Origin of the sequence: Acinetobacter sp. ANC 3781 (assembly GCF_004331285.1) — a bacterium.
GTDB lineage: Bacteria > Pseudomonadota > Gammaproteobacteria > Pseudomonadales > Moraxellaceae > Acinetobacter.
Window position 1 is genome coordinate 21,835 of record NZ_SJOH01000004.1, and the last position, 23,388, is coordinate 45,222.

General features: G+C 40.1%; 23 protein-coding genes. 12 read left to right on the forward strand and 11 right to left on the reverse strand.

Translation table 11 applies throughout. The features are described from left to right. Nucleotides 1-24: 24 nt before the first annotated feature. From E0H89_RS04110 to E0H89_RS04120, 3 genes are all read right to left on the reverse strand, one after another. On the reverse strand, nt 25-1,023 hold the full coding sequence (locus E0H89_RS04110) for a bile acid:sodium symporter family protein (RefSeq protein ID WP_131214718.1): 999 nt from the start codon (nt 1,021-1,023) through the stop codon (nt 25-27). A gap of 229 nt (nt 1,024-1,252) precedes the next feature. Further along, nucleotides 1,253-1,654: a lactoylglutathione lyase gene (gene gloA / locus E0H89_RS04115; protein ID WP_131214720.1), complete on the reverse strand. Its 402-nt coding sequence runs from the start codon at nt 1,652-1,654 to the stop codon at nt 1,253-1,255. 283 nt (nt 1,655-1,937) lie between these two features. Beyond that, on the reverse strand, nt 1,938-4,085 hold the full coding sequence (locus E0H89_RS04120; protein WP_131214723.1) for an AmpG family muropeptide MFS transporter: 2,148 nt from the start codon (nt 4,083-4,085) through the stop codon (nt 1,938-1,940). 205 nt (nt 4,086-4,290) lie between these two features. On the opposite strand from E0H89_RS04120, the gene E0H89_RS04125 reads away from it, so the two are divergent. Continuing rightward, nucleotides 4,291-6,903: a Lon protease family protein gene (locus tag E0H89_RS04125; RefSeq protein ID WP_424619822.1), complete on the forward strand. Its 2,613-nt coding sequence runs from the start codon at nt 4,291-4,293 to the stop codon at nt 6,901-6,903. Between the two features lie 95 nt (nt 6,904-6,998). Here E0H89_RS04125 and grxD read toward each other — a convergent pair whose 3' ends face one another. Next, complete coding sequence (grxD, locus tag E0H89_RS04130) at nt 6,999-7,340, reverse strand: Grx4 family monothiol glutaredoxin (protein WP_067863978.1); 342 nt, start codon at nt 7,338-7,340, stop codon at nt 6,999-7,001. A gap of 162 nt (nt 7,341-7,502) precedes the next feature. On the opposite strand from grxD, the gene E0H89_RS04135 reads away from it, so the two are divergent. After that, on the forward strand, nt 7,503-8,714 hold the full coding sequence (locus E0H89_RS04135) for an aspartate aminotransferase family protein (protein WP_131214727.1): 1,212 nt from the start codon (nt 7,503-7,505) through the stop codon (nt 8,712-8,714). A 63-nt stretch (nt 8,715-8,777) separates the two neighbouring features. Here E0H89_RS04135 and E0H89_RS04140 read toward each other — a convergent pair whose 3' ends face one another. The 3 genes from E0H89_RS04140 to surE form a co-directional block, all read right to left on the reverse strand. After that, nucleotides 8,778-9,707 (reverse strand): LysR family transcriptional regulator, encoded by a 930-nt coding sequence (locus E0H89_RS04140; RefSeq protein WP_131214729.1) that lies wholly within the window; start codon nt 9,705-9,707, stop codon nt 8,778-8,780. 92 nt (nt 9,708-9,799) lie between these two features. Continuing rightward, nucleotides 9,800-10,615 carry a peptidoglycan DD-metalloendopeptidase family protein gene (locus tag E0H89_RS04145; protein ID WP_131214731.1) on the reverse strand — a complete coding sequence of 272 codons (816 nt, stop codon included), beginning with the start codon at nt 10,613-10,615 and terminating at the stop codon, nt 9,800-9,802. A 115-nt stretch (nt 10,616-10,730) separates the two neighbouring features. After that, nucleotides 10,731-11,501, reverse strand: coding sequence for a 5'/3'-nucleotidase SurE (gene surE / locus E0H89_RS04150; RefSeq protein ID WP_131214733.1), 771 nt, complete (start codon nt 11,499-11,501; stop codon nt 10,731-10,733). 111 nt (nt 11,502-11,612) lie between these two features. On the opposite strand from surE, the gene E0H89_RS04155 reads away from it, so the two are divergent. The 5 genes from E0H89_RS04155 (at nt 11,613) to E0H89_RS16665 (ending at nt 14,958) form a co-directional block, all read left to right on the forward strand. Further along, nucleotides 11,613-11,987 (forward strand): MCR_0457 family protein, encoded by a 375-nt coding sequence (locus tag E0H89_RS04155; RefSeq protein ID WP_131214735.1) that lies wholly within the window; start codon nt 11,613-11,615, stop codon nt 11,985-11,987. A 243-nt stretch (nt 11,988-12,230) separates the two neighbouring features. Next, a complete protein-coding gene (locus tag E0H89_RS04160) occupies nt 12,231-12,620 on the forward strand; it encodes an MCR_0457 family protein (protein WP_131214737.1) in 390 nt (129 codons plus the stop codon). A 116-nt stretch (nt 12,621-12,736) separates the two neighbouring features. Then, on the forward strand, nt 12,737-13,885 hold the full coding sequence (gene dacC, locus E0H89_RS04165; protein ID WP_131214739.1) for a D-alanyl-D-alanine carboxypeptidase PBP5/6: 1,149 nt from the start codon (nt 12,737-12,739) through the stop codon (nt 13,883-13,885). 95 nt (nt 13,886-13,980) lie between these two features. Then, nucleotides 13,981-14,514, forward strand: coding sequence for a gamma carbonic anhydrase family protein (locus E0H89_RS04170; RefSeq protein ID WP_131214995.1), 534 nt, complete (start codon nt 13,981-13,983; stop codon nt 14,512-14,514). Nucleotides 14,515-14,745: 231 nt separating this feature from the next. Beyond that, nucleotides 14,746-14,958 (forward strand): hypothetical protein, encoded by a 213-nt coding sequence (locus E0H89_RS16665; RefSeq protein WP_250697835.1) that lies wholly within the window; start codon nt 14,746-14,748, stop codon nt 14,956-14,958. 41 nt (nt 14,959-14,999) lie between these two features. On the opposite strand, the gene E0H89_RS16670 is transcribed toward E0H89_RS16665, so the two are convergent. Next, nucleotides 15,000-15,305 (reverse strand): OB-fold protein, encoded by a 306-nt coding sequence (locus tag E0H89_RS16670; RefSeq protein ID WP_250697836.1) that lies wholly within the window; start codon nt 15,303-15,305, stop codon nt 15,000-15,002. Between the two features lie 377 nt (nt 15,306-15,682). On the opposite strand from E0H89_RS16670, the gene E0H89_RS04180 reads away from it, so the two are divergent. The 5 genes from E0H89_RS04180 to E0H89_RS04200 all read left to right on the forward strand — a co-directional run bounded on the left by E0H89_RS04180 (nt 15,683) and on the right by E0H89_RS04200 (nt 20,509). Beyond that, on the forward strand, nt 15,683-16,168 hold the full coding sequence (locus E0H89_RS04180) for an NUDIX hydrolase (protein WP_131214740.1): 486 nt from the start codon (nt 15,683-15,685) through the stop codon (nt 16,166-16,168). 4 nt (nt 16,169-16,172) lie between these two features. Beyond that, nucleotides 16,173-17,306, forward strand: a complete 1,134-nt coding sequence (gene mnmA / locus E0H89_RS04185) for a tRNA 2-thiouridine(34) synthase MnmA (RefSeq protein WP_131214742.1) — start codon at nt 16,173-16,175, stop codon at nt 17,304-17,306. Between the two features lie 15 nt (nt 17,307-17,321). Then, the gene (gene hflD, locus E0H89_RS04190; RefSeq protein WP_131214743.1) at nt 17,322-18,053 is read left to right on the forward strand and encodes a high frequency lysogenization protein HflD; all 732 of its coding nucleotides are present in this window, start codon (nt 17,322-17,324) and stop codon (nt 18,051-18,053) included. Nucleotides 18,054-18,370: 317 nt separating this feature from the next. Beyond that, nucleotides 18,371-19,759: an adenylosuccinate lyase gene (gene purB / locus E0H89_RS04195; protein ID WP_131214745.1), complete on the forward strand. Its 1,389-nt coding sequence runs from the start codon at nt 18,371-18,373 to the stop codon at nt 19,757-19,759. Between the two features lie 81 nt (nt 19,760-19,840). Continuing rightward, on the forward strand, nt 19,841-20,509 hold the full coding sequence (locus E0H89_RS04200) for a DUF2238 domain-containing protein (RefSeq protein WP_131214747.1): 669 nt from the start codon (nt 19,841-19,843) through the stop codon (nt 20,507-20,509). On the opposite strand, the gene E0H89_RS16675 is transcribed toward E0H89_RS04200, so the two are convergent. From E0H89_RS16675 to pstB, 3 genes are all read right to left on the reverse strand, one after another. Continuing rightward, complete coding sequence (locus E0H89_RS16675; protein WP_250697837.1) at nt 20,486-20,692, reverse strand: hypothetical protein; 207 nt, start codon at nt 20,690-20,692, stop codon at nt 20,486-20,488. The genes E0H89_RS04200 and E0H89_RS16675 overlap by 24 nt on opposite strands. Nucleotides 20,693-21,197: 505 nt before the next feature. Continuing rightward, complete coding sequence (sohB, locus tag E0H89_RS04210; protein WP_131214749.1) at nt 21,198-22,160, reverse strand: protease SohB; 963 nt, start codon at nt 22,158-22,160, stop codon at nt 21,198-21,200. Between the two features lie 291 nt (nt 22,161-22,451). Then, nucleotides 22,452-23,378, reverse strand: a complete 927-nt coding sequence (gene pstB / locus E0H89_RS04215; RefSeq protein ID WP_131214751.1) for a phosphate ABC transporter ATP-binding protein PstB — start codon at nt 23,376-23,378, stop codon at nt 22,452-22,454. Nucleotides 23,379-23,388 lie beyond the last annotated feature (10 nt).

The window sequence follows — 23,388 nt, forward strand, 5'->3', positions numbered from 1 at the left end:
CGGCAAATAAGATCAGATAGCTAATTATTCTTTTAACTCATCTACAGTTTTAAATTCCTCTATAGGCTGCTTTGACCAATAGTTAGCAATAACACCACACACCATCAATTGAATTTGGTGGAAAATCATAATCGGCAAAACAATCATCCCTAAAGGCTGTCCGATAAATAAGATTTGTGCCATCGGTACACCACTTGCCAAAGTTTTTTTGGAACCGCAAAAAAACATCGCAATTTGATCTTCCCGGTTAAAACCCAACCATTTTGGAAGGTAAAAAGCCAACAGCATAATCACAGTTAAAAACACTGAGCATGCCACTGTTAAAATTAATAAGGTTTGCCAACTGACCACATCCCATAATCCTGCAACTACAGCCCCACTAAAGGCTCCATAAACCACCATGAGAATAGTGCCCTGATCGAACGCCTTGACGATATTTGGCAATTTCAACATAAACGGATAAACATACGGACGCAATAACTGTCCCAATACGAAAGGCACCAGCAATAACAAGGTAATTTGAATAATGGATGAGGTCGGATCAAAGCCATGTTGTGACTGACCTAAAATAAAAAAGCTGACCAGTACCGGGGTAATAAACATCCCGACAATATTGGAAAATGAAGCACTGCACACTGCACTGGCCACATTCCCCTTTGCAACAGAGGTAAAGGCAATAGAGGACTGGACGGTTGATGGCAAAAAGCACATGAACAAGAAACCCCAGTATAACTCACGCCCCAACAAGGGCAATAAAATGGGCTTCGCCAACAACCCTAAAAGCGGAAAGAGTGCAAATGTAAAAGCAAACACCAGCACATGAAATTTCCAATGCATCATACCTTGGACCACAGCTTCTCTAGACAGTTTTGCCCCATGCAAAAAGAATAAAATTGCAATTGCGCCTGAGGTAATTAGCCCAAAAATATTTGCAGCCAAACCAGATACGGGAACTATTGTTGCCAAAATCACCATAATAATCAGCAAAATAGTAAAGCGATCCAATGCCAACAGTTTTAACATTGCTACATCCTGTAATTATTAAAAAATATAAAAAAGCCCAATAAGTGAATTTACCTAGCGGTAAAGTTTCATCTTACTGGGCTGAATAAATAAAGCCAGTTTTTCAATGCAATGTTCAATATTTAGTTAATCTATATCACTTTATAATTAAATTTCTTTCTAAGCCCTTTTTATTTTTCCGCTATAGAAGAAAAATAAAAAGGGTGTCAACAATTATAAAAGGAGTCTATTAGTTATTTCTGGCATTTACATCTTGCTGAATAAGCTCGATTTTATAACTATCTGGATCTTCAACAAAAGCAATGACTGTTACGCCGCCTTTCATTGGCCCCGCTTCACGTACAACTTTACCACCGCGTGCTTTAATTTCTTCGCAGGCTTTATAAGCGTTATCTACCGCAATGGCAATGTGACCATACCCATTACCCAACTCATAACTTGTAGTATCCCAGTTATGGGTCAGCTCTAATACAGTATTGTTTTTTTCATCGCCATAGCCCACAAACGCTAAAGTGAAACGACCTTCTTCATAATCACGTTTACGAAGCAAAGTCATACCAAGCACTTCAGTATAGAACTTTAACGACTGCTCCAAATTACCTACACGTAACATAGTATGTAGCATGCGCATCTTTGACTTTCCTATTCATTCCTTATTTACTGCCAATATAGGCAATGTAGCAAGATAATTCAAATTTTACCCCTTAAAAAGCAGCGAGGGATGTTGCTTTTTAAACGATTGATTTGCGGTAGGATGGAATGGGCTTCCACTCAGCGAGAGTAGAATTAATCGAACTGATGTTACTTGTCCAGCTTTTATTTATAGTCCAATCACACTCTAAAAAAGAAACAGCCTATTTCATCAAAAAGACAAAATAGGCTTTTAATTGCTAAATCTACTTGAACAGGTTTATTTAGCTTTGTTGAGCGGAATGTTCCTTTAATAACTTCGCCACCCATACCACTAAAATCAAAATGGGAATTCCAATCAGCGTAGTCATAAGGAAGAAATTCGGATAACCAATATTGCTTACGATCGTACCCGAATAACCGCCTAAAATTTTAGGAGTTAAAGTCATCAGTGAGCTAAAAATTGCGTATTGCACTGCGGTAAATGACACACTGGTTAAACTCGACAAGAACGCAATAAATGCAGCACCTGCAAGACCAGAGGCCAAGTTATCGACAATAATGGCAAAATATAACCACAGAGAACTATAAGGTTTAATCACCTTGCCTGTAATTTCAATTTCGTCAGTGGATTGGGTATTTATGATTGGTAAAGGCTGGACATCGACATCTAAATCTTTGGCGGCGCTCAAATTCATATTGGTCGTATAGCGATGCTGGGTGGTTGACAAGACTTGATTATTTTCAATCACTTCAGCAACCAGCTGTTTAGAAGCGGAATTGATCAATATCTCAGCCGGAATTGCCGCACTAAACACGCCTGTTTTATCCAGATTTGCATTAAATTTCTGACCATCTAAACTTAAAACAATTTTTCGAGATTCAGACAGTAACGGTCCAAAATACTGTCCACGAATCACCAAACTATTATTTTTCTCATATAAGGCAATGGTATTGTCACTGGTTACAGGCAATATCTGGATACTAGATTGTTTTGCATCCTGCTTTAAATATGGCACTGTCGTGATTGCAGTATTTTGTGAACCCTCCTGATATTGTGCGGTAACTTGGATGTCATTGGCCTGTGCCAATACCTGACTCGGTACTTTGAGTTTCCAGTATCCGACTTCATCTGACTGCACATTATAACTTTGTTGTCCGACTGTCACATTGACATCATTGATTTGCTGTCCTGATTTTACCAGACCAATGAATATCAGATTGGTTGAACTGGCCAAGATTGCGCCGATAAACATCAACTTCATAATGTTCATGCGCTGTGCCAGTAAACCACCCAAGAAACCGCCAACCAGACTAAAAATCACGCCGTAAATTTTAACTGCTTCAGCAATTTGCTCTTTGGTGAAGTTTAAGTCCTGATAAAACACATTGGAGATTACACCGGCAATAATGTCGGAAATACGGTAAAAACCAATTAACAGCAACAACACTAATGCCAGTTTTACACCATAACGCTTAAAGAAATCTGCAATCGGATTGACCCAGGTTTCAAATGCCATTTGTTTGTTTACGGCACCCATTTTTACCAGCAAGGTACCAATCAATACGGCAACAGCAGCAGAGCCAATAAAACGCAGGGCTTCAAAGCAGAACAATAAGATCGAATCTGAAATTTCAAATTGAGATTTAATCGCTTCGGTTAAGTTTCCAGAGAAAATATAGCTCAGTACAAAACTGATCACGGCCACGAAAAATACAGCAACCAAGCGATAGTAATCGGTACGTTTATAATCTTTATAGATCCGATTCACTTGCGGTTCACGAATCACCAATGTGGTGATAATCCCCACCACCATCACCGCAGCCATGGCTAAATAAGTCATTTTCCATGCACTATAAATATAGTTACCTTTCGCTGTGCCTAATGAAGCTGCTAAAAACAATGCTCCTGCACCTGCAACAATCATCCCGATGCGATAACCGGCATTATAGGTCGAGGCCAGAACGGTCTGCATTTGAGTTTCTGCAAGTTCAATCCGGTAAGCATCAATAACAATATCTTGGGTTGCTGCAGAAAAGCCCAGTAATACTGCCCCCACTGCCATCTGGTACAAATAACTTTGCCCGAGTGCAGGATTTGAAAATGCCATAATACAAATGGCGCAAATAATCAGCACTTGCGCAATTAGCAACCATGCCCGACGACGACCGAGTATTTTCGTTAATACAGGAACTGGTAATTCGTCAATTAACGGGGCCCACACAAATTTGAAAGAATAACCCAGGGCGGCCCAGCTAAAAAAAGTCACCGCGCTTTTATCAATTCCGGCTTCTCCGAGCCATAAAGACAGGCTTGAAAAAATCAGTAATATGGGAATACCTGCGGAAAAACCTAAAAACAGCATAATAAGGGCACGGCGATCAAGAAATGCGGTAAAGGCCGATTTCCATCCAGTAGATTGTGTTGTCATTGATTTATTATGTTCTGCAAAAACTCAATGTCGCTATTCAAACGCGTAATGCGATAGGTTTCAACAATATTTACGAAATGATTATTTTATTTTATTGATTAAAGCAGCATGTCCGCTTGAATTTTTCAAGCAAACCTGTATACCTTTAACTCTCTACCGCAATATTTCGTTTTGGATTTTCACAGTGACCCAAAGACTCGAGCAAATGAACTCTTCTTTATCCGCCAATATTATCAGCAACATTGAACAACCGAGCCAAAACATTTTAACTTCTGCATTTCAACAACCAGAAATACAAAGCACATTAGAAAAAACCAAACTAAAATCTGAACAACTGACGCATATTCCTAATTACGATAAAATTCCTGCATCAACACGTCGCCTTAAACCCCTAAATAATTTTCTGGGGCAAGATCGCGCACGTGCCTCTGTAGAAGCAGGTATTGCTTTACCTTATTCAGGCTATAACATTTTTGCCGTGGGTACAGCGGGCCTAGGTAAACGCACCATGATCAAGCGTTTATTACAACAACACGCCAAAACCATGCCGACACCAAACGACTGGGTCTATGTCAATAATTTTAAACTGCCACGCCAACCAATTGCGTTAGAACTTCCTTCTGGTCAAGCAGCAAAATTTCAAACACTGTTGCATCAAACCTGGCAAACGATTTTAAAGCAATTGGAACGCCGTTTTACTGCAGAAATTTATCACAACCGTATTGAACTGATTCGCCAGCAAATTGGGGATGAGCAACGCCAGGCCTTAATTGATCTCACCAAAGAAGGTGAAGCACTTGATCTGAAACTGATTACCCGTCATGAAGAACATTGCTTTGTTCCGGTACATTTCATTGATGATTCTCCAGAAGAAATGACAGCAGAAGACATTAATGCGCTCAACAGTAAAGAGCGCGCTGAAATTTCAACAAACATGCGTTACATGGACAAAAAACTAGAACGCTTAGGCCTACATTTGGGCGATTTAGAAGATGATGCACGCGACAAAGTGCAAACTTTAAATCGCAATATCGCAAAACAGGTGGTGATGCCGCGTATCGAGCAAATTTTAAATAAGTTTGGTGAGGTGGAAGGCTTAAAAGACTATCTCAAATACTATGCTGAAGACATTATTAACAATGTTGAAATTGTGCTTGAACAAGAAGAAGATGACTTTACGCCAGGCCTATTTAGCCGCGTGCCTGCACGTTATCAAGCCAATATCATTGTTTCGTATAAGCCTAATTCTGGCGCTCCAGTGATTTTTGAAGATTTCCCAACGCATTACAATTTATTAGGTCATGTCGAACAGCTTACGCAAAATGGCACCATTACCACAGACTTCACTCTAATTCGTCCAGGCACACTGCACAAAGCCAATGGCGGCTTTTTAATGCTCGAAGCAGAGCAACTACTTGAACAGCCTTATGCATGGCAAGGTTTGAAACGTGCATTAAAATCAGGGCAGCTAAAACTATCTTCACTTGAACATATGCTGACTTTAACAGGCAGTATTTCGATTGAACCGCAATCTATTCCCTTGAGTTTGAAAGTTGTTTTACTTGCAGAACCTGAAGTTTATTATGAAATCCTGGAAGTTGAACCGGAACTCGGCAGTGTATTTAAAATCCGTGCTGACTTTACCGATACATTACAACGTAATGACACTAATGAGCAGGCATATATGCAGCTGATTGCCGATTATGTGCAAGCAGATAAATTACTCCCTTTTGATCGCTCTGCCTTAGCAGCATTACTAACTGATTCAAGTCGGCAGGCAGAAGACCAAAGTTCATTGTCATTACATGCTTTAACTTTGGGTGATTTGATTCGCGAAGCCCATCATCATGCTGAAAAATCGGGTGACAAAATCGTTACCGATAAACATATCAATACCGCACTCGATCACCGTAAGTACCGTCTCGGTTATTTACGTGAATTGTACTGGGAAGATTTGTCACGTGGCACACAGCTCATTGAGACCAAAGGACACCGTTTAGGGCAGATTAATGCGCTCTCTGTAATTCAGTATGCAGATGTTGAATTCGGTTTGCCTTCGCGTTTAACCGCTTCGGTTTATCAAGGCGGTGGTGATATTCTGGATATCGAACGCAGTGTTGAACTCGGTGGCTCCTTACATGCCAAAGGCGTGTTACTGATGTCGAGTTTCTTAAAAGCGCATTTTGGTCGTGAACAGACTCTACATTTTTCTGCTGCCCTCGCCTTTGAGCAAAGCTATGGTCAGGTGGATGGTGACAGCGCAACCGTAGCTGAACTGTCTGCGCTCTTATCAGCCATTAGTCAACTGCCAATTGACCAGTCCTGGGCAATCACCGGTTCAATGAATCAGCTCGGTCAGGTCCAACCAATTGGCGGCGTGAATGCAAAAATTGAAGGTTTCTTCGATGCTTGTAAATTACAAGGTTTGACCGGCAAACAAGGTGTAATTATTCCACGTCAAAATATGCAACATTTAATGCTGCGACACGATGTCATTGAAGCAGTTGAAAAAGGTCAATTCCATATTCATGCCATTCAGACCATCGATCAGGCTTTAGAGATTCTCATGGCTCGCCCTGTCGGTACCCTAAACAAAAAAGGTCGTTATAGCAAAAATTCAATTTATGCTGCCGTTATGGAGCAACTTGAATATTGGCAGGCCATTGAAGATGGTGCAGAGTTTGAAGATGACTCCAAGAAAAAAAAGAAAAAGAAAAAAGCCAAGAAAAAGCTAAAAGAGGAAGCAGAAAAACAGCCTGTTCCGTCTGATGTTGTCGAATCTAAAAAGGCCAACAAGGACAATTCTGAAGCAGAATAATCTGCTTCTTTAAAGGCCTCTATTAAAAAACCTTCATTCACATCTTCCATTAAAAAAGCGCCTTAAGGCGCTTTTTTAATCACTTCACAACTGAATTAAGCTTCAGATGCTGGGCTGTATTGTTCTACCAAGGTTTTTAACTCACCTTTTTGGAACATCTCTAGCATGATATCGCTACCACCAATTAATTCGCCATTAATCCACAATTGTGGAAATGTCGGCCAATTTGCAATTTGCGGCAAAGTTGCGCGAATGTCTTGGTTTTCCAAAATGTTTACATAAGCAAATGGACGACCAATTTGACTGAGTGCTTCTACCGCACGTGCAGAGAAACCACATTGTGGGAATTGCGGCGTACCCTTCATATAAAGAAGTACTGCATGTTTAGCAATTTGGTCGCGAATTAACGCTTCAGTGTCGCGTGCTTGTTCAGTCATTGATAAATCCTCAACTAATCTGCCTCGCATTATACCCAAAACTTAACAAAACAGTATGGCTAAAGCAATATTTCCATTTTTATTTCCATTTGGGCTTTTATTCTGTAGCAGTTTTTGCTTAGATAAACCTTTATTTTCCCACCTAACAGATAAGAGTTAGTCATGAATAACATTACCCTTGCCCCAGTGCAATCTGATCAACCTTCACACTTGATGCCAGTATTTGGCCGTCAGCCGATCAGCTTTGTTCGCGGTCGAGGTTCTTATCTTTATACAGAAGATGGCACTGAATATTTTGATGCACTTACAGGAATTGCAGTATGTGGTCTAGGTCATGCTCATCCTGTTATTGCTGAAGCCATTGCCGATCAAGCTGCAACCCTCATTCACACCAGCAACTTATTTGAAGTCCCTTGGCAAACTGCTGCAGCACAAAAACTTGCTGAAGTTTCAGGCATGGAAGAAATTTTCTTCTCGAACAGCGGTGCAGAATCCAATGAAGGTGCCATTAAAATTGCCCGTAAGTTTGGATCAATGCAAGGCATTGCCAATCCAAAAATTATTGTTGCAGACCGTTCTTTCCATGGTCGTACCATGGCGACCCTTGCAGCAACCGGCAACAAAAAAGTTCAGGAAGGTTTTGGCCCGCTGGTTGAAGGTTTTATTCGTGTACCTTTTGGTGACATTGAAGCCATTGAAGAAGCAGCCATTCACCATCCGGACATCGTGGCTATTTTTGTTGAACCGATTCAAGGTGAAGGTGGTGTAAATACTGCACCTCAAGGGTTTAGCTACCTTGAAGAAATTCGTCAAATCTGTAATCAGCATAACTGGTTGATGATGTTGGATGAAGTTCAAACAGGGAATGGTCGTACCGGCAAATACTTTGCTTACCAGCATACCAGTATTATTCCAGATGTTTTAACCACGGCCAAAGGTTTAGGGAACGGCTTCCCGATTGGTGCGGTAATGACTCAAGGTCGTGGAGTCGGTGTACTGACTGCGGGCAACCATGGTTCAACCTATAGTGGTACAGCGCTCGGTTCGCGTGTGGTATATACCGTTCTCGATATTATGCAGAAAGAAAATATCGTTGCCAATGCTGCCAAAAAAGGTGCCTATATTGTTGATCAGCTGCGCAGCAAACTGGCTGATCAAAACGTGATAGTACGTGGTTTTGGTCTAATGATCGGCATCGAGTTACCGAAAGACTGTGGTGAACTGGTGAATATCGCACGTGATGAATATCATTTGATTATTAACGTAACTGCAGGTTCCGTGGTTCGTTTATTGCCAATACTTAATATTACTCAAGAACAAGCAGATCAATTGATTTCTCGTCTTGTAAAAATGATTAAAGCCTTTCTAGCTTAATTCTTTCACCCTTCAAAAAATGAAAAGCCGCTGATAGCGGCTTTTTTTTATACTGCTCGGCTTTTATGAAGCTTCTTGATAATTTCTGCCACCGGGTAACTGGCAGAAATATTGTTTTAATGCTTCTAAACAACGGTGAATTTTCATCGGCTGTTGTTCATGTTTTGAAATAATGGCATACAAGGTGAAACTCGGTAATTTCCACTCTGGTAAAACCTCAACCAAAGCACCATTGATTAAATCTTTTTGTGCATCTAGATATAAAATTCGAGCGATTCCATGCCCTTGCTGACATAATGCTTTGGCAACCAGAACATTATTTGAGGTCAATCTCGAACTCATTTCTAAACTGATGTCTTCACTTGTTACGACATGTTGGAATGACAAATATTGATAATTTTTGATCACATTCATCGGAATTAAATCATGATGCTTTAAATCCTCAGGACGTGAAATGGGTATCGACTGATTCAAATAACTTGGTGAAGCCACCAGAACCTGCTCAACTCGAGCAAGCGGCACTACATGCAAATTATTGTCTTCAATTTTTGAACTTATACGCAACGCAATATCAATACGACCTTCAATCAGATCAATATATTGATTGTCAGCTTCTACATGAACCGCCAACCCTCTATGAGCAGACATCCAATGTGATAAGGCTGGAATGACATGATTTGCGGCTAATTCTGGCGTAGTTGCAATACGTAAGTCCCCAACAAGGTCATCACGCAGCTCATTAATCCGTACCTTTCCGCGCTCTGCAGCAGCAAGCATCTCTTGGCAGCTGTGGAAAAAAGCTTGTCCCGCTTCAGTTAAACTCAACTTTCTGGTAGAACGATGTAAAAGGGTAACTTCCATCTCATGTTCTAAAGAACGAATTTGCTGACTTACAGCACTGGTGGTGATACCTAAATCACGGGCAGCACCACTGAACGAATTTTTTTCTACAACACAAGCAAAGACACCCATTGCTCGAAGTTGATCTAACATAAATTTCCCTCTGAACTTATGAGATGCTTTATCTTTCGATAAAAGCAACTCATTGTATTATACGGTGAAATTTAAGTAATGTATTAATTTATTTAATTAATAGGTAATACCTGGGTTGGATCAATAGGTTTACCATCTAGACGCACCTGAAACTCAAGCATGGTACGGGTTGTACCTGATGAACCCATCTCTGCAATCTTCTGCCCAGCCGTCACATTTTCTCCACTTTTCACGTTCATTTTACTGTTATGTGCATACGCTGAAATGTAACCATTAATATGCTTGATCAGAATCAGGTTACCATATTCTTTTAACCCGTCTGCTGCATATACCACTTGCCCATCTGCAGCCGCATAAATTGCATCACCTACGTTTCCAGTATAGCGAATTCCTTTAATATTATTGGCTAAATTAAAGTTTTGCAGCACTGCACCATTGCTTGGTTTAACCCAGCGTAACGCAGATGCTTTCGAGGTTGCTACAGGAGCCGTTGGAACATTCGCTACAACAGGTGCAGCAGGTTTCACTGGACTGGTTGGAATTTGAACGGTTTGACGTTGAATCGGCGCAGCTTGGGTTACGGCTTGAGTCGTCGTGGTACGGCGTGAACCTGAATCTTTTAAACGTAAAGATTGCCCCACATAAATGCGATACGGCGGCGTGATGTCATTCATATCCGCAACACTGGTATAGGCTAAACCATAACGTGCAGCAATCCCACTTAAAGTATCACCAGAACGAACCGTATAGTAGTCTGGTGCAGTCGCATAACGTGTTGAATTATGAATTTGTGGTTTTGAAGCACAACCACTCAAAATAACAGTGGAAATAACCGCTGTAGACAACACAATGGTTTTCAGCAAGGCTGAAGGCGTAGCTAATAAGCGATAAGATGACACCAAGAGCATTACTCTTCCTCTCTACATATAAATGTATTTATTGAATTGCGCTAAGATTAGCAAAAAAGTATATAAAAAATTATTTCAACACTACATTTTCACAAAGTTATAACACTACTTCAGGCTATTTAGAAAACTGTGCATGCAATGTGTTCAAAATCTCGTAATTGGTAGCATCCATTTGAATAGGTGTGATACTGACATACCCATTCGCGACTGCAAAAAAGTCCGACTCTATTTCAGTTAAACCTTTTTTCGGATCTGCCACAGCTTCGCCTGAAAGTCCAATCCAATAGACTTGACGGCCACGTGGGTCTACATGACTGGTAATGGGTTTTGATTGACTGCGTCTACCCTGATAGGTGATTTTCGAACCTTGTATTTCAGGCACATCAGGAATATTGACATTAAAAATGTGACGTGGAGGTAAAACCGGTAAACCTGAAGCAATAAAATCATGCACCCATTGTGCAGCGACAGCATAATCTTTTGGGTTTTCGTAAGAACGGACATTTTGTCCTGCCATCGATACGGCAATTGCGGGTTGTTTCATTAAGCGACCTTCAAATGCTGCCCCGACTGTTCCCGAATAAAGCACATCATCGCCCAGATTAGCGCCACTATTAATACCGCTAACCACCAGATCAAATTCAAAATCAAATAGCCCATTCATAGACAGATAGACGCAATCTGCCGGTGTTCCATTGACTGCCCAAACATCGGGAGAAATTTGGATGGGACGTAATGGTCGATCTAGAGTCAAAGCACTGGAATAACCACTGCGCTCGCTTTCTGGCGCAACAATCACTACACGCCCCAAAGGCGATAAAGCATGCGCAAGCGCTTGAATACCGGGAGCAAAAACACCATCATCATTGGCAATTAATATATTCACTTAAAATCTCAAAATAGTTTAAAAAATGACTGGTCAGAACATTTGATTGAATAATATAAAGAATTATATATATTTAACGATCGACCTCCATTCAAAATATGTGACTAAAAAATGATTAAAACGATCTCACTTCGTGGCTTCTTGGGTTTAGGTTTGGCAGCATTACTATCACAAGCTGTTTTAGCCGATGAAAGCCTAACTCAAGCAGAAGCCAATACCCTGATTAAAGAGGACATTGCTTCAACTCAGGTTATGGCTGAAGTGTGCCCTGCGATTCTGGGTAAAAATGCAAAATTTAATCACAATATTCAGCAACTGATTCAGACTTATCTGCAAGACTATTCAGACAAATCGATGACTTACGATAAAATTCAGGCAGATTCAGAATATAAATCTGTTCTTGATGAAGCGCGTCAAGCTGCCAAAGAAACCAGTAAAGACGAACAAAAAACAGTGTGTAATGAGGTCGTAAATTACGAAGCCTAAGTCATAACAGATTATTGATATAGAATACTCAGCCTAGTGAGCATCCTATATGTGGGCATGAAGATTATCCAGCTTCATGCCCTGTTTTTATAAAATAAATACAAGCCAGATTAAACTCTTAAAGTCGATTCATTGTTTCTTCAACTTTCAACAGCTTCAATACATTTGTGTACTTACAATTACCAAAAATATCGTTAAGCTTATTTATATTGTTATGTTTTTAAATAATTTAGGTCTGCTTAAATGAAATTATCTCTGTTCAAATCTCTTTCTTTGGGTCTATTGACCACTGCTGCAATGTCACTCTCGGCTACTCATGCAGCGAAACAACAAGACGAAAATATTGAAGTTACCCCCATTCAAAAAGTCACTCAACAAGAACTTGCTGCAATTTATGTACTCTCGGAAGTCTGCCCAAGCTTGGTGAAAAATGATGCTCAGTTTTCGAAAGGATATTCCAAACTTGCACATGAATATTTACCGCAAGAAAAAGATGCGGTTTCAGCTTTAAACAAGCTCAGCAAAGAGAAAAAATTTAAATCAATTTTAACTGAAGCACGTAGTGATGCGAAAAAAGCCGGTGATGCAAAAAATAAAGAAATTTGCCAAGAGTTGATGACTTACAGTAATTAACACCAATTGGTTACAATACTTTTGAAATAAGCCGATTTCTCCGTAGAAGTCGGTCTAGCTTTATCCTAGAATGCTAGGCTCTTTGTGCTTATATCAAGATATTGGAACCACCTAGAATGACCCACAAAAGCGCCCTTGCTGCATTATTACTATTGCCTAGTTTCACATTCGCAGCATCTGTCTTATCTGCACCGCCAGAACTCAATAATAAATCTTATGTTTTGATGGACTATGAGACGGGGCAAATCCTCGCATCTAAAAATGAAAACGAAAAATTAGCACCTGCTTCAATGACCAAGATGATGACCAGTTACATCATCGAACAGAAGTTATTGAGTGGTGATCTTACGGAAGATGAAAAGGTTCGTATGAACGAGTCGGCATGGTGTCGTGGTAGTAGCACGGAATCATGTATGTATGTCCCGCTGAACGGTACTGCAACAGCATTAGAAATGCTTCGTGGGATTATCATCCAGTCAGGTAATGATGCTTCTAAAGCCATGGCAGAACATATTGCCGGGAATGAAGGCACTTTTGCCCACATGATGAATGAAGAAGCAAAACGTATTGGCATGACCAATACCAGCTTCATCAATTCGACAGGCATGCCTGCTGAAGGTCACTACTCGACTGCAAAAGATATGGCAACGCTTGCGCAACATATTATTCATGACAGTTCAAAGTATTACCCAATCTACTCTGAAAAAGAATTTACTTTTAATGGCATTAAACAAGGTAACCGTAACGCCTTGCTTTATACCGACCCAAGTGTAGATGGTTTAAAAACCGGTCATACTGACGAAGCAGGTTACTGTTTAACCACTTCTGCCAAACGCGGCCCCCTGCGTTTAATTTCAGTAATTTTTGGTGCGCCAAGCATGAACGAGCGTGCATCTCAGACACGTGAAATCTTGGCTTGGGGTTATGCAAACTTTGAAACCGTTAAAGTACAGCCTGCCAATCAGGTCTTGGCTAAAGCCAAAGTTTGGTATGGTAAAAGCAATGACGTTCAAATTGGCTTAGCTGAAAACTTTAACGTTACCATGCAAAAAGGTCAGGCTAACGCGATCAAAACACAACTGGTTGTTCAACCAAAATTGACTGCTCCACTTAAAAAAGGTCAGGTGGTGGGTAAATATGTAGCCAGTATTAATGGCAAAGTGATTTCAGAAAAACCGCTTATTGCACTTCAAGATGTTGAAGAAGCAGGTTTCTTTGCAAAAATGATCGACCATATCAAACAATTTTTCTCTAACTTATTCTAATTTAAAAATTTAGACTTAAGTTCAAGCATCTATACTTCGGTCTAGGTGCTTTTTTATTTTATAATCACTCCACACCCTTGCACTGACTTCTAATGATGAAAAAGAATATTCGCCCTTATTTAGATCACCATCCTGAAATTGATGTCACTTGCTATATTGATGAAATGTCCGTGGTGATTGGTGACGTGACTTTGGCTGAAAATGTATCGGTGTGGCCTTTTGCCGTAATTCGTGGTGATGTAAATCATATTCATATTGGCAAAAACAGTAATGTGCAAGATCATGCGATGTTGCATGTCAGCCATAAAAAAGCCGACAAGCCTGAAGGCTCACCACTGATTATTGGTGAAGATGTCACCATTGGTCATCACGTGAAATTACATGGCTGTACGATTGGTAATCGAGTTCTAATTGGCATCAGCACAATTATTTTAGATGATGTGGTGATTGAAGATGATGTGATGATTGGCGCAGGTTCTTTAGTTCCTCCACGTAAACGTCTGGAAAGTGGTTATTTGTATGTGGGTAGCCCGGTACAAAAAGTCCGTCCGCTTACAGATAAAGAAAAAGAGTTTTTGCCTTATTCAGCGCGGCATTATGTGAAGGTGGCGAGAAATTATTTAGAGTAAACTGATTAATCGATAGCCTTAGCTGATACTTACAGAATAGACTTCGAATAAATTATAAAATTTAAAAAACTGCGTTTCTCATAAGAGCTTTTATATTAAATCAAAAGACACCTTCTGTTGAGGTGTCTTTTACTTAGATATTATTTGTTAAGAAGTTGTTCTAAATCTTTTATTGATTCTTTTAAATTTATGCAACTTTCAGCTTCTCTAGATTTTCCACAAGATTCTTTCATGGCTTTATCAATTATCTTATCTAAATCTTTTATAGAATTCATAATAATATTTTTGCAAACTGATGAATGTACATTTTCTGAGCAGAATTTCATAAAAACATCATCAGAGATGGCATCAGATATTATTAATAAAACGGATGAAATTCCTTTATTTTTTCTTATCTCTGCTAAATGTGCTTGCGAAGCGTTATTCCAAATTGAATTTGGATAATCAATACATTTAATTGCTGAGCTTGCTGTTGCGTTAAAACACTACATATCTATTTTTTGATTAGGGTTAAGGCTTGACGTGAAATCTTCATTAGAAATATACGCTTTAAAATTTACATAATTTTCTGTTAAATCAGCATACATTCCCTCATCTTTATCTATTTTGATATTTTTAATACTGCCTTTTATTCGCGCCCATTGATTTCCATATTTCTTATTCGCTGCTACTTCATTTCCAGCATAATCACTTTTAATTTTGTTTATAGTTACTGGTTTTTGAGGTGATGTTTTTACTATTTCAATTAAATAATGCCTTACCATCATCAAGCCATGTAGTAAAACCATCATGAATTATGATGTTCTTTACAGAATCCTCTTTACTTGCAAAAGTAAGTGATGGCATTGCTCACAGAGCTAAGATGAGAAAAAATTTCATTAAAATAAATTCCAGATATTCTTTTTTAATTTATCATCTTATAAAACAATTGCTTAATTAAAATCAATCTTTCTTTTTTTGTTAGGGAAAATAATATTATGGCTTTAATAAATTAACTAGGATATAGCCGCCACTCTGTTAGTAATAATAAAAATCCAAAAGTTATCAATCTTGAACTGTAATGTGGAGTAAAAAACCTTCTTTTAAACAAGTAAAGAAATCCCCTCTCAACATAGCCACCACGTCCTAAATTTTGTAGAATAGCCCTTTTATCCCATGGTGCTTTTCAATGACCGCTTGGACTGCTCACGTTACGGTTGCTACTGTTGTCGAAAAAGACGGAAAATTTCTGTTTGTTGAAGAACATACAGAAGGTGTAACACATACTGTGTTTAATCAGCCTGCGGGTCATGTCGAATGTGGCGAAACCATTATTGATGCTGCCATTCGCGAAACCATGGAAGAAACCGGACATACAGTGAGTATTGAATCACTGCTGGGTATTTATACCTATACTCCACCGATGTTTCCAGATCGTACCTATTTTCGTTTCTGCTTTTTAGCAAAATCGATTGCGCATGATGAACATGCAACATTAGATACAGGAATCATTGGCGCAGTCTGGATGACTTTGGAAGAATTGATCGAGTCGGCTCGTGCGCGTAGCCCCTTGGTAACTAAAGCCATTGAAGATGCTCTTTCAGGCAAAAAATATCCTTTATCGCTCATTTACGAGCATCAAAACTCTCCCTTAATTTCAACTTTGGATGCTTAATCCTATGCAACAACGTGTCATCGTCGGTATGTCTGGTGGTGTAGATTCTTCTGTTTCTGCAGCACTTCTTCTTCAACAAGGATATCAAGTTGAAGGACTTTTCATGAAAAACTGGGAAGAAGATGACGGCACGGAATATTGCACGGCTATGGAAGATCTGGCCGATGCACAAGCCGTTTGTGACAAAATCGGCATCAAATTGCATACAGCCAACTTTGCCATGGAATATTGGGATCGTGTATTCGAGCACTTTTTAGCTGAATATGCTGCAGGTCGTACCCCAAACCCGGATATTTTATGTAATAAAGAAATCAAGTTCCGTGCATTTTTAGATCATGCCGTGAACTTGGGTGCAGACTTTATTGCCACAGGTCATTATTGCCGCCGCGGGGAAACCATAACCAACTCGCGTGGTGAAGAATACGCACCTTTATTACGCGGCTTTGACCAAAACAAAGATCAAACGTATTTCCTGCATGCTGTACATGGTCGTGAAATTAACAAGACTTTGTTCCCAGTCGGTGAAATTGAAAAACCGGAAGTTCGTCGTATTGCTGAAGAACTCGGTCTTGCAACAGCGAAGAAAAAAGATTCAACCGGCATTTGCTTTATTGGCGAACGCCGTTTTAATGACTTCTTGAAACAATATTTACCTGCCCAAGCTGGAAAAATTTATCTAGATACCGGTAAAGAGGTTGGTGAACATCACGGCTTAATGTACTATACGCTCGGTCAACGTGGCGGCATTGGCTTGGGTGGTCTTAAGGGCGAATCTGAGGGTGCATGGTTTGTTCTTTATAAAGATATTGAAAACAACCGCCTCGTCATTGGTCAGGGTCATGAGCATCCACTGATGCAAAGTACTATACTTTGGAGTGAAGCAATTGACTGGGTTGCGGGTGAGCAAGTAATTCCAGAAAACGGTTTCCGCTGCACTGCGAAAACGCGTTACCGCCAACCCGATCAAGACTGTGTTATTTATAAAGATGCCGATATGCCAAATGGTGTACGCGTTGAATTCGACGAACCGCAACGTGCGGTGACTCCAGGACAAAGTGTAGTGTTCTACGCAGATGAAGTTTGTTTAGGTGGCGGTGTGATTCATCATACCAATGCCCCAAAACCTGATTTTATTTAAAAGGAAGCGATAGGCATGGCTGAGTTACCCTTTCAACAGCCTCAAACTTTGAATATACGCCAAAACCGTGCTTTGGCGTTGGCAGCTGTGTTTCAATCGACACAGCTGACCCACATGACCGCCATGTCCGGACAGCAGAGTGTGGGTGAAAGCGGCAGCTTCTATCTAGAGCAACTCATTAAAGCCAGCCTGAATATTCGCCCTACCGCCAATGAATCCTGCCGGACCCTAGATTTTTTTAATCAACTTGCCGATATTTCTCTCGGTTTAAAAACTTTAGAAAATAGTATTACCCAACCGTTTAATACCTCTCCCAAATCTCGTTTACCCAAATTATCTAGCGCCAAGTTGCCGATGAGCTATGCCATGGCCTTGTTACAGTTAGAGAAAAAAGTCTATAGCAATCCAAAATTCGTTGAAATCATTGAAAAATCGCAACAAAAAATATTAAAGCAACTTTCATTTTTTGATAATAATTATCTACATCCCAGTATTATTGCCAACCTTGCCCAAACCTATGTCGAAACTGCAGGACAAATTAATCCTCGCATTATGGTCAAAGGCAACGCCCAAGCATTTAAAGATACATCTCATACCAACCGTATTCGCGCTTCGCTGTTTACTGGCCTGCAACTGGCGCATTTATGGCGCCAAATGGGGGGCAGTTCATGGGGCATGATTTTCAGCAAGCGTAAGCTGCTCCAAGATATTCAAGATCTTGCCCGTTTACAATATCAGGTGGTTTAACTGATGCTGTGCGGGCTTTGTTTTACATAGGGGCCGTATAGGCTGCAAAAATAATTGCGACAATGAGTTTTTTAATGATCCGAAGCATGGTTTGTAAAACTTAGTTATTCTAAGTGAGCAAATCATAACGAAGTAAAATAAAAAATACTCGAGTCCCGAAGGGTTGAAGTTAAAACAATCTCAAACTGCGTTACGAAATTTAAAAATAGTCTCGCTATTCTTTGCAGTTCGTGCCTTGTTTGCTCAGTTTTAATTTTCAACGCAACAAATTTTTGCAACGTATTCGGCCCCTCAATTCCAAAGTTTAAGGAATCGCTATGAACGCTTTAACCGCACTTTCTCCATTAGATGGACGCTACGCGAGCAAATGTGATGCTCTCCGTCCTTTCCTCTCTGAGTTTGGTTTAATCCATGCTCGTGTGACTGTTGAAGTGCGCTGGTTACAAGCGCTTGCAAACCGTCCTGAAATCACTGAAGTTCCAGCTTTTTCAGCAGCAACCAATGCTGCTTTAGATGCAATTGTGGCTGATTTCTCGGAAGATGATGCAAACCGCATTAAAGACATTGAACGTACCACTAACCACGACGTTAAAGCCGTTGAATACTTCCTGAAAGAAAAAATTGCACACATTGATGAATTGAAAGATGCCGGTGAATTCATTCACTTTGCATGTACTTCTGAAGACATCAACAATTTATCTCACGCTTTAATGCTTAAAAATGGTCGTGATGTTCTGGTTGCTTCAATGCAAAGTATTATCGACGCAATTGCAACTTTGGCTGAAACACATGCTGAACAAGCGATGTTGTCTCGTACCCATGGTCAAACCGCAAGCCCAACTACTCTGGGTAAAGAAATGGCAAACGTGGCTTACCGCCTTGCACGCCAGATCAAGCAATTTAACAATGTTGAACTTTTGGGTAAAATCAATGGTGCTGTAGGTAACTACAATGCGCATTATTCAGCTTATCCAGATATTAACTGGCCTGCACATTCACAGGCTTTTGTTGAATCTTTAGGTTTAGCGTTCAACCCGTACACCACTCAAATTGAACCACATGATTACATGGCGGAACTTTTTGATGCGTTACGTCGCTTCAATACGATTTTGATCGACTTTAACCGTGACGTTTGGGGCTACATCTCACTCGGCTTCTTCAAACAACGTTTGAAAGAAGGTGAAGTCGGTTCTTCCACTATGCCGCATAAAGTCAATCCAATTGATTTTGAAAACTCTGAAGGTAACTTGGGCTTGGCCAATGCTGTATTGGCTCACTTGGGCGAAAAACTTCCAATCTCTCGCTGGCAGCGTGACTTAACTGACTCTACCGTTCTTCGTAACATGGGTGTTGGTTTTGCACAAAGCTTGATTGCTTTTGATGCTTGCTTAAAAGGGATTGGTAAATTAGAGCTTAACGCTGTACGTATTGCTGAAGATTTAGACCACGCTCAAGAAGTATTGGCTGAACCAATTCAAACCGTTATGCGTCGTTACAACGTAGAAAAACCATACGAAAAATTAAAAGCCCTTACACGCGGTCAAGCCATGACGCGTGAAATGATGGTTGATTTCGTTAATGGTAATGAACTTGAAGCGGTTCCTGCTGCTGATCGTGCACGTTTGGCTGAAATGACACCTGCAACCTATACAGGTAATGCAGCTGAGCAAGCGAAACAAATTAAAGATTTAATCGCTAAAATCTAATTAAATTTTAGTCAGAAAAAGCGAAGCTTCGGCTTCGCTTTTTTATTATACTTCCACTACTTTATAGTCGAAAACAATAAGATGATTGAATACCAACTCACCTTAAAACACTGGCTTAGTTTAGGTTTTATAACCATTGCCATAGTGATCGCAAGTATTCGTCCTTTAGAATTTGAAGCATATCTGCTGCATCAGGTCGGCACAGTCTTTATGCTTGCTGCCTTGTTGTTTACCCAAAAGAAAATTGGCCTGAATTTTTACAGTTTTACACTCTATCTGGCTTTTTTACTGATTCACATTGTGGGTGCCCATTACCTGTATTCCTATGTCCCCTATAATGAATGGCTGATTCAGCTGTTCAATTTTGATTTAAATCAGTCTATGGACTGGTCGCGCAATATGTATGATCGTCTGGTGCATCTTGCCTGTGGTTTACTGCTCTACCCCGTACTACTGCGACTGTTTCAGGTATGGCTACCTGGAGCTAAACCTTTCATGCTATTTTTATTGGTGGTTCAGTTTATCATGGCCACCAGTTTAATTTATGAATGGCTTGAATGGCTGATTGCAATTGGTTTATCCCCAGAAGAAGCAGAAAATTATAATGGACAGCAGGGAGATATTTGGGATGCGCATATGGATATGCTGCTTGCAACACTAGGGGCTGCGAGTTATGGCCTGCTTCATTTGTGCTGCTCTCATAAAAGCTTAGTTAAAATACCACAGTCAGAAAGTGACCAACACGCCTAGTGAAATGACTGAGGCAAACATAGTGAACCATGGATGTGATTCTGCAAGCCAAAACATCCGCTTTGCTAGCCATTTTTTAAGCAGAATGCTATTCAGTGTCAGTGCTGCCAAATGCAGTAATACACTGGCTAAAAACAGATTGGCAAATAGCTCATGCACTTCTTTTAAACTGTGACTATGCATATAGTCTGTTAAAAACCTGCCAACACTGTTAAGGGTAGCAGGCATGCTCAACTGAAACAGGCTGGAATTGGCTATTTTTAAAAACTTCGCGGAAAGCTATTGCTACGGGTTCGCCCAATAGCGCTGCACAAATGGCTTGATCACATGAAATCGACGGATTATCCCCAAAGGCTGAGTATAGGCAAGTCGAGGCGCAAAAAAACTGCCATAAAATTATTAAGATCAGGCTGATACCGAGTATATAGCCAAAGGCCATATGCATTTAATGCCATTCTTCTGCATCCTCCGTAAGATAAGCCCCACTAAAGCTCAAAATGATCACCATATGCAAAAACCGAATCAGTAACTCTATAGAAGATGTTGTAGTGTTCTGAGTCATAAAAAATCTTTGTGGACTGTATTTCAGTTGCAACATAGCAGCTCAGGCTGAGTTGAATATTAAAATACAGGCAAAAAAAATTGCGCTCATTAGGGCGCAATTTTAAAATTAGAAGATCATTTTAAATTAAAGCTTGGGATCACGTAGTTGAATGACATTCGCACTCGCTTTTGACAAGGTTTCCATCACTTTATTCATCACTGCAGGCACTAGACCATCTGCCATTTGAGCTGCTTGTAAGCCCAGCTTTTCACCCAAAGTTGGTTTGCGACGAGTATCAATCACATACACATCATGCTGTGCCAATAAACCTTGCAGATATTCATCTGAAGTTTGCAGTTTATCCAGCAGGTTTAATTCAAGCGCATCCTTCCCGTACCAATGCTCACCTGTTGCAACTTTTTCAATATTGAGTTGTGGACGGTATTTTTCAACAAAGTGCTTGAACAACTCATGGGTTTGTTGCAACTCTTCTTCAAATTTGGCTTTACCTTCAGCAGTATTTTCACCAAAGAGGGTCACAGTGCGTTTAAACTCACCTGCGGTATAAAGTTCAAAATCGATATGCTTCTCTTTTAATAACCGATTAAAGTTAGGCACTTGAGCAACCACGCCAATTGAACCGACCACTGCAAAGGGTGCAGAAACAATTTCGTTGGCAATACACGCCATCATATAACCGCCACTTGCCGCAACCTTATCAACGCAAATCGTCAGGTTAAAACCAGCATCACGCAGACGCACCAGTTGTGCAGCAGCTAGACCATAGCCGTGCACCATACCACCCGGACTTTCCAGACGAACAACCACACGGTCACGTCCTGCTTTTGCTGTCGCTAAAATCAGGGTAATTTCTTCACGTAAACTTTCTACCGCAGATGCAGCGGTATCACCTTTAAAATCGAGTACATAAATTTTTTGATTATTCTTTCTACGTAACTTGGCTTCTTTTGAAAGCTGTTGAGTGAGTTGCAATAGTTCAAATCTAGATGCAGTGGTTTGCGCAATTTTTTTACGTTGTTCATTTAGGCGCGCGTTTAAATGGCTGATTCGAATTTCAGCGGGTAATTTAGGGGTATGGAATAACATATAAAATGATTTCTCTAATTGTATCTGCAGTTGTCTTTAACATGAGGTCAAAAGATTGAAAATTCAATATGAATTTTATTAATCATCTCATTGTCTAGATTCTTATCCTTTAAATGCTTCCAGTATTAAGTCATTTCCTCACGATAGGAACATATCGTTAAAGATCATAATTGGATAAAAAATAAAGCTTAATGATCGCTAGCTGAACACATCACATAGTTTGTTTAGACAAAAAAATTGATGGTTAAATAGAAAAGAGCCTTTCGGCTCTTTTCTAACACTGTCATTTCATTAACCAAAACGGCCGGTAATATAGGCTTCAGTCAATTGATGATCCGGCTGAGTAAACACTTTTTCAGTCGCATTAACTTCAATCAAATCACCCAAATGGAAGTAAGCAGTACGATCCGATACACGTGCAGCCTGTTGCATTGAGTGCGTCACAATGGCAATGGTGTATTGAGTGGATAAGTCTGAAATCAGTTCTTCAATTTTTGCAGTGGCAATTGGATCTAGTGCAGAACACGGCTCATCCATCAAAATCACTTCCGGGCTAACCGCAATAGTACGTGCAATACATAAACGCTGTTGCTGACCACCGGAAAGCCCTGTACCCGGCTGATTTAAACGGTCTTTTACTTCATCCCAAAGACCAGCTTTATGCAGACTATTTTCAACAATTTCCTCAAGATCATATTTGTCGCGTGCCAAGCCGTGCAGTTTTGGACCGTAAGCCACGTTATCAAAAATTGATTTAGGGAAAGGATTGGGTTTCTGGAATACCATACCCACTTGCGCACGAAGTAATACAACATCTAGATTTGGATCATAGATATCTTGATTATCCAGCATGACTTTACCCGCCACACGACATGAATCAATAGTGTCGTTCATACGGTTTAAAGTACGTAGAAAAGTCGATTTACCGCAACCAGACGGCCCAATAAAAGCAATCACTTCATTTTCGTAGATATTTAAATCGATACCCTTAATTGCTTCTGCTTCGCCATAGTAAACATGAACATCCGAAGTGCTGATTTTAACATTGGATGTTTTATTTTCTTTTTTAGCCGAAGGACTGGTATCAAATTGAGAAACAAATGAAGTCCCTTGACGTTTTTTATCTACTTCGTGAGAGGTAAATTGCTTCTGATCTTGGTTCACGGTTTGACCCTGTTCTAAGGAATTTGTTTTTGACATAGCTGTTACAGTATTCATATATTGCCCC

What these genes read in the sequence shown, in the direction of transcription:
- dacC (WP_131214739.1), top strand. Translation starts at nt 12,737, where the DNA reads ATGACCCACAAAAGCGCCCTTGCTGCATTATTACTATTGCCTAGTTTC.
- E0H89_RS04180 (WP_131214740.1), top strand. Translation starts at nt 15,683, where the DNA reads ATGACCGCTTGGACTGCTCACGTTACGGTTGCTACTGTTGTCGAAAAA.
- E0H89_RS04135 (WP_131214727.1), top strand. Translation starts at nt 7,503, where the DNA reads ATGAATAACATTACCCTTGCCCCAGTGCAATCTGATCAACCTTCACAC.
- E0H89_RS04120 (WP_131214723.1), bottom strand. Translation starts at nt 4,085, where the DNA reads ATGACAACACAATCTACTGGATGGAAATCGGCCTTTACCGCATTTCTT.
- sohB (WP_131214749.1), bottom strand. Translation starts at nt 22,160, where the DNA reads ATGTTATTCCATACCCCTAAATTACCCGCTGAAATTCGAATCAGCCAT.
- E0H89_RS16670 (WP_250697836.1), bottom strand. Translation starts at nt 15,305, where the DNA reads ATGATGGTTTTACTACATGGCTTGATGATGGTAAGGCATTATTTAATT.
- E0H89_RS04170 (WP_131214995.1), top strand. Translation starts at nt 13,981, where the DNA reads ATGAAAAAGAATATTCGCCCTTATTTAGATCACCATCCTGAAATTGAT.
- mnmA (WP_131214742.1), top strand. Translation starts at nt 16,173, where the DNA reads ATGCAACAACGTGTCATCGTCGGTATGTCTGGTGGTGTAGATTCTTCT.
- E0H89_RS04200 (WP_131214747.1), top strand. Translation starts at nt 19,841, where the DNA reads ATGATTGAATACCAACTCACCTTAAAACACTGGCTTAGTTTAGGTTTT.
- hflD (WP_131214743.1), top strand. Translation starts at nt 17,322, where the DNA reads ATGGCTGAGTTACCCTTTCAACAGCCTCAAACTTTGAATATACGCCAA.
- gloA (WP_131214720.1), bottom strand. Translation starts at nt 1,654, where the DNA reads ATGCGCATGCTACATACTATGTTACGTGTAGGTAATTTGGAGCAGTCG.
- purB (WP_131214745.1), top strand. Translation starts at nt 18,371, where the DNA reads ATGAACGCTTTAACCGCACTTTCTCCATTAGATGGACGCTACGCGAGC.
- E0H89_RS04110 (WP_131214718.1), bottom strand. Translation starts at nt 1,023, where the DNA reads ATGTTAAAACTGTTGGCATTGGATCGCTTTACTATTTTGCTGATTATT.
- E0H89_RS04160 (WP_131214737.1), top strand. Translation starts at nt 12,231, where the DNA reads ATGAAATTATCTCTGTTCAAATCTCTTTCTTTGGGTCTATTGACCACT.
- E0H89_RS04125 (WP_424619822.1), top strand. Translation starts at nt 4,291, where the DNA reads ATGAACTCTTCTTTATCCGCCAATATTATCAGCAACATTGAACAACCG.
- E0H89_RS04155 (WP_131214735.1), top strand. Translation starts at nt 11,613, where the DNA reads ATGATTAAAACGATCTCACTTCGTGGCTTCTTGGGTTTAGGTTTGGCA.
- E0H89_RS04145 (WP_131214731.1), bottom strand. Translation starts at nt 10,615, where the DNA reads ATGCTCTTGGTGTCATCTTATCGCTTATTAGCTACGCCTTCAGCCTTG.
- E0H89_RS04140 (WP_131214729.1), bottom strand. Translation starts at nt 9,707, where the DNA reads ATGTTAGATCAACTTCGAGCAATGGGTGTCTTTGCTTGTGTTGTAGAA.
- pstB (WP_131214751.1), bottom strand. Translation starts at nt 23,378, where the DNA reads ATGAATACTGTAACAGCTATGTCAAAAACAAATTCCTTAGAACAGGGT.
- grxD (WP_067863978.1), bottom strand. Translation starts at nt 7,340, where the DNA reads ATGACTGAACAAGCACGCGACACTGAAGCGTTAATTCGCGACCAAATT.
- E0H89_RS16675 (WP_250697837.1), bottom strand. Translation starts at nt 20,692, where the DNA reads ATGCATAGTCACAGTTTAAAAGAAGTGCATGAGCTATTTGCCAATCTG.
- E0H89_RS16665 (WP_250697835.1), top strand. Translation starts at nt 14,746, where the DNA reads ATGGCTTTATCAATTATCTTATCTAAATCTTTTATAGAATTCATAATA.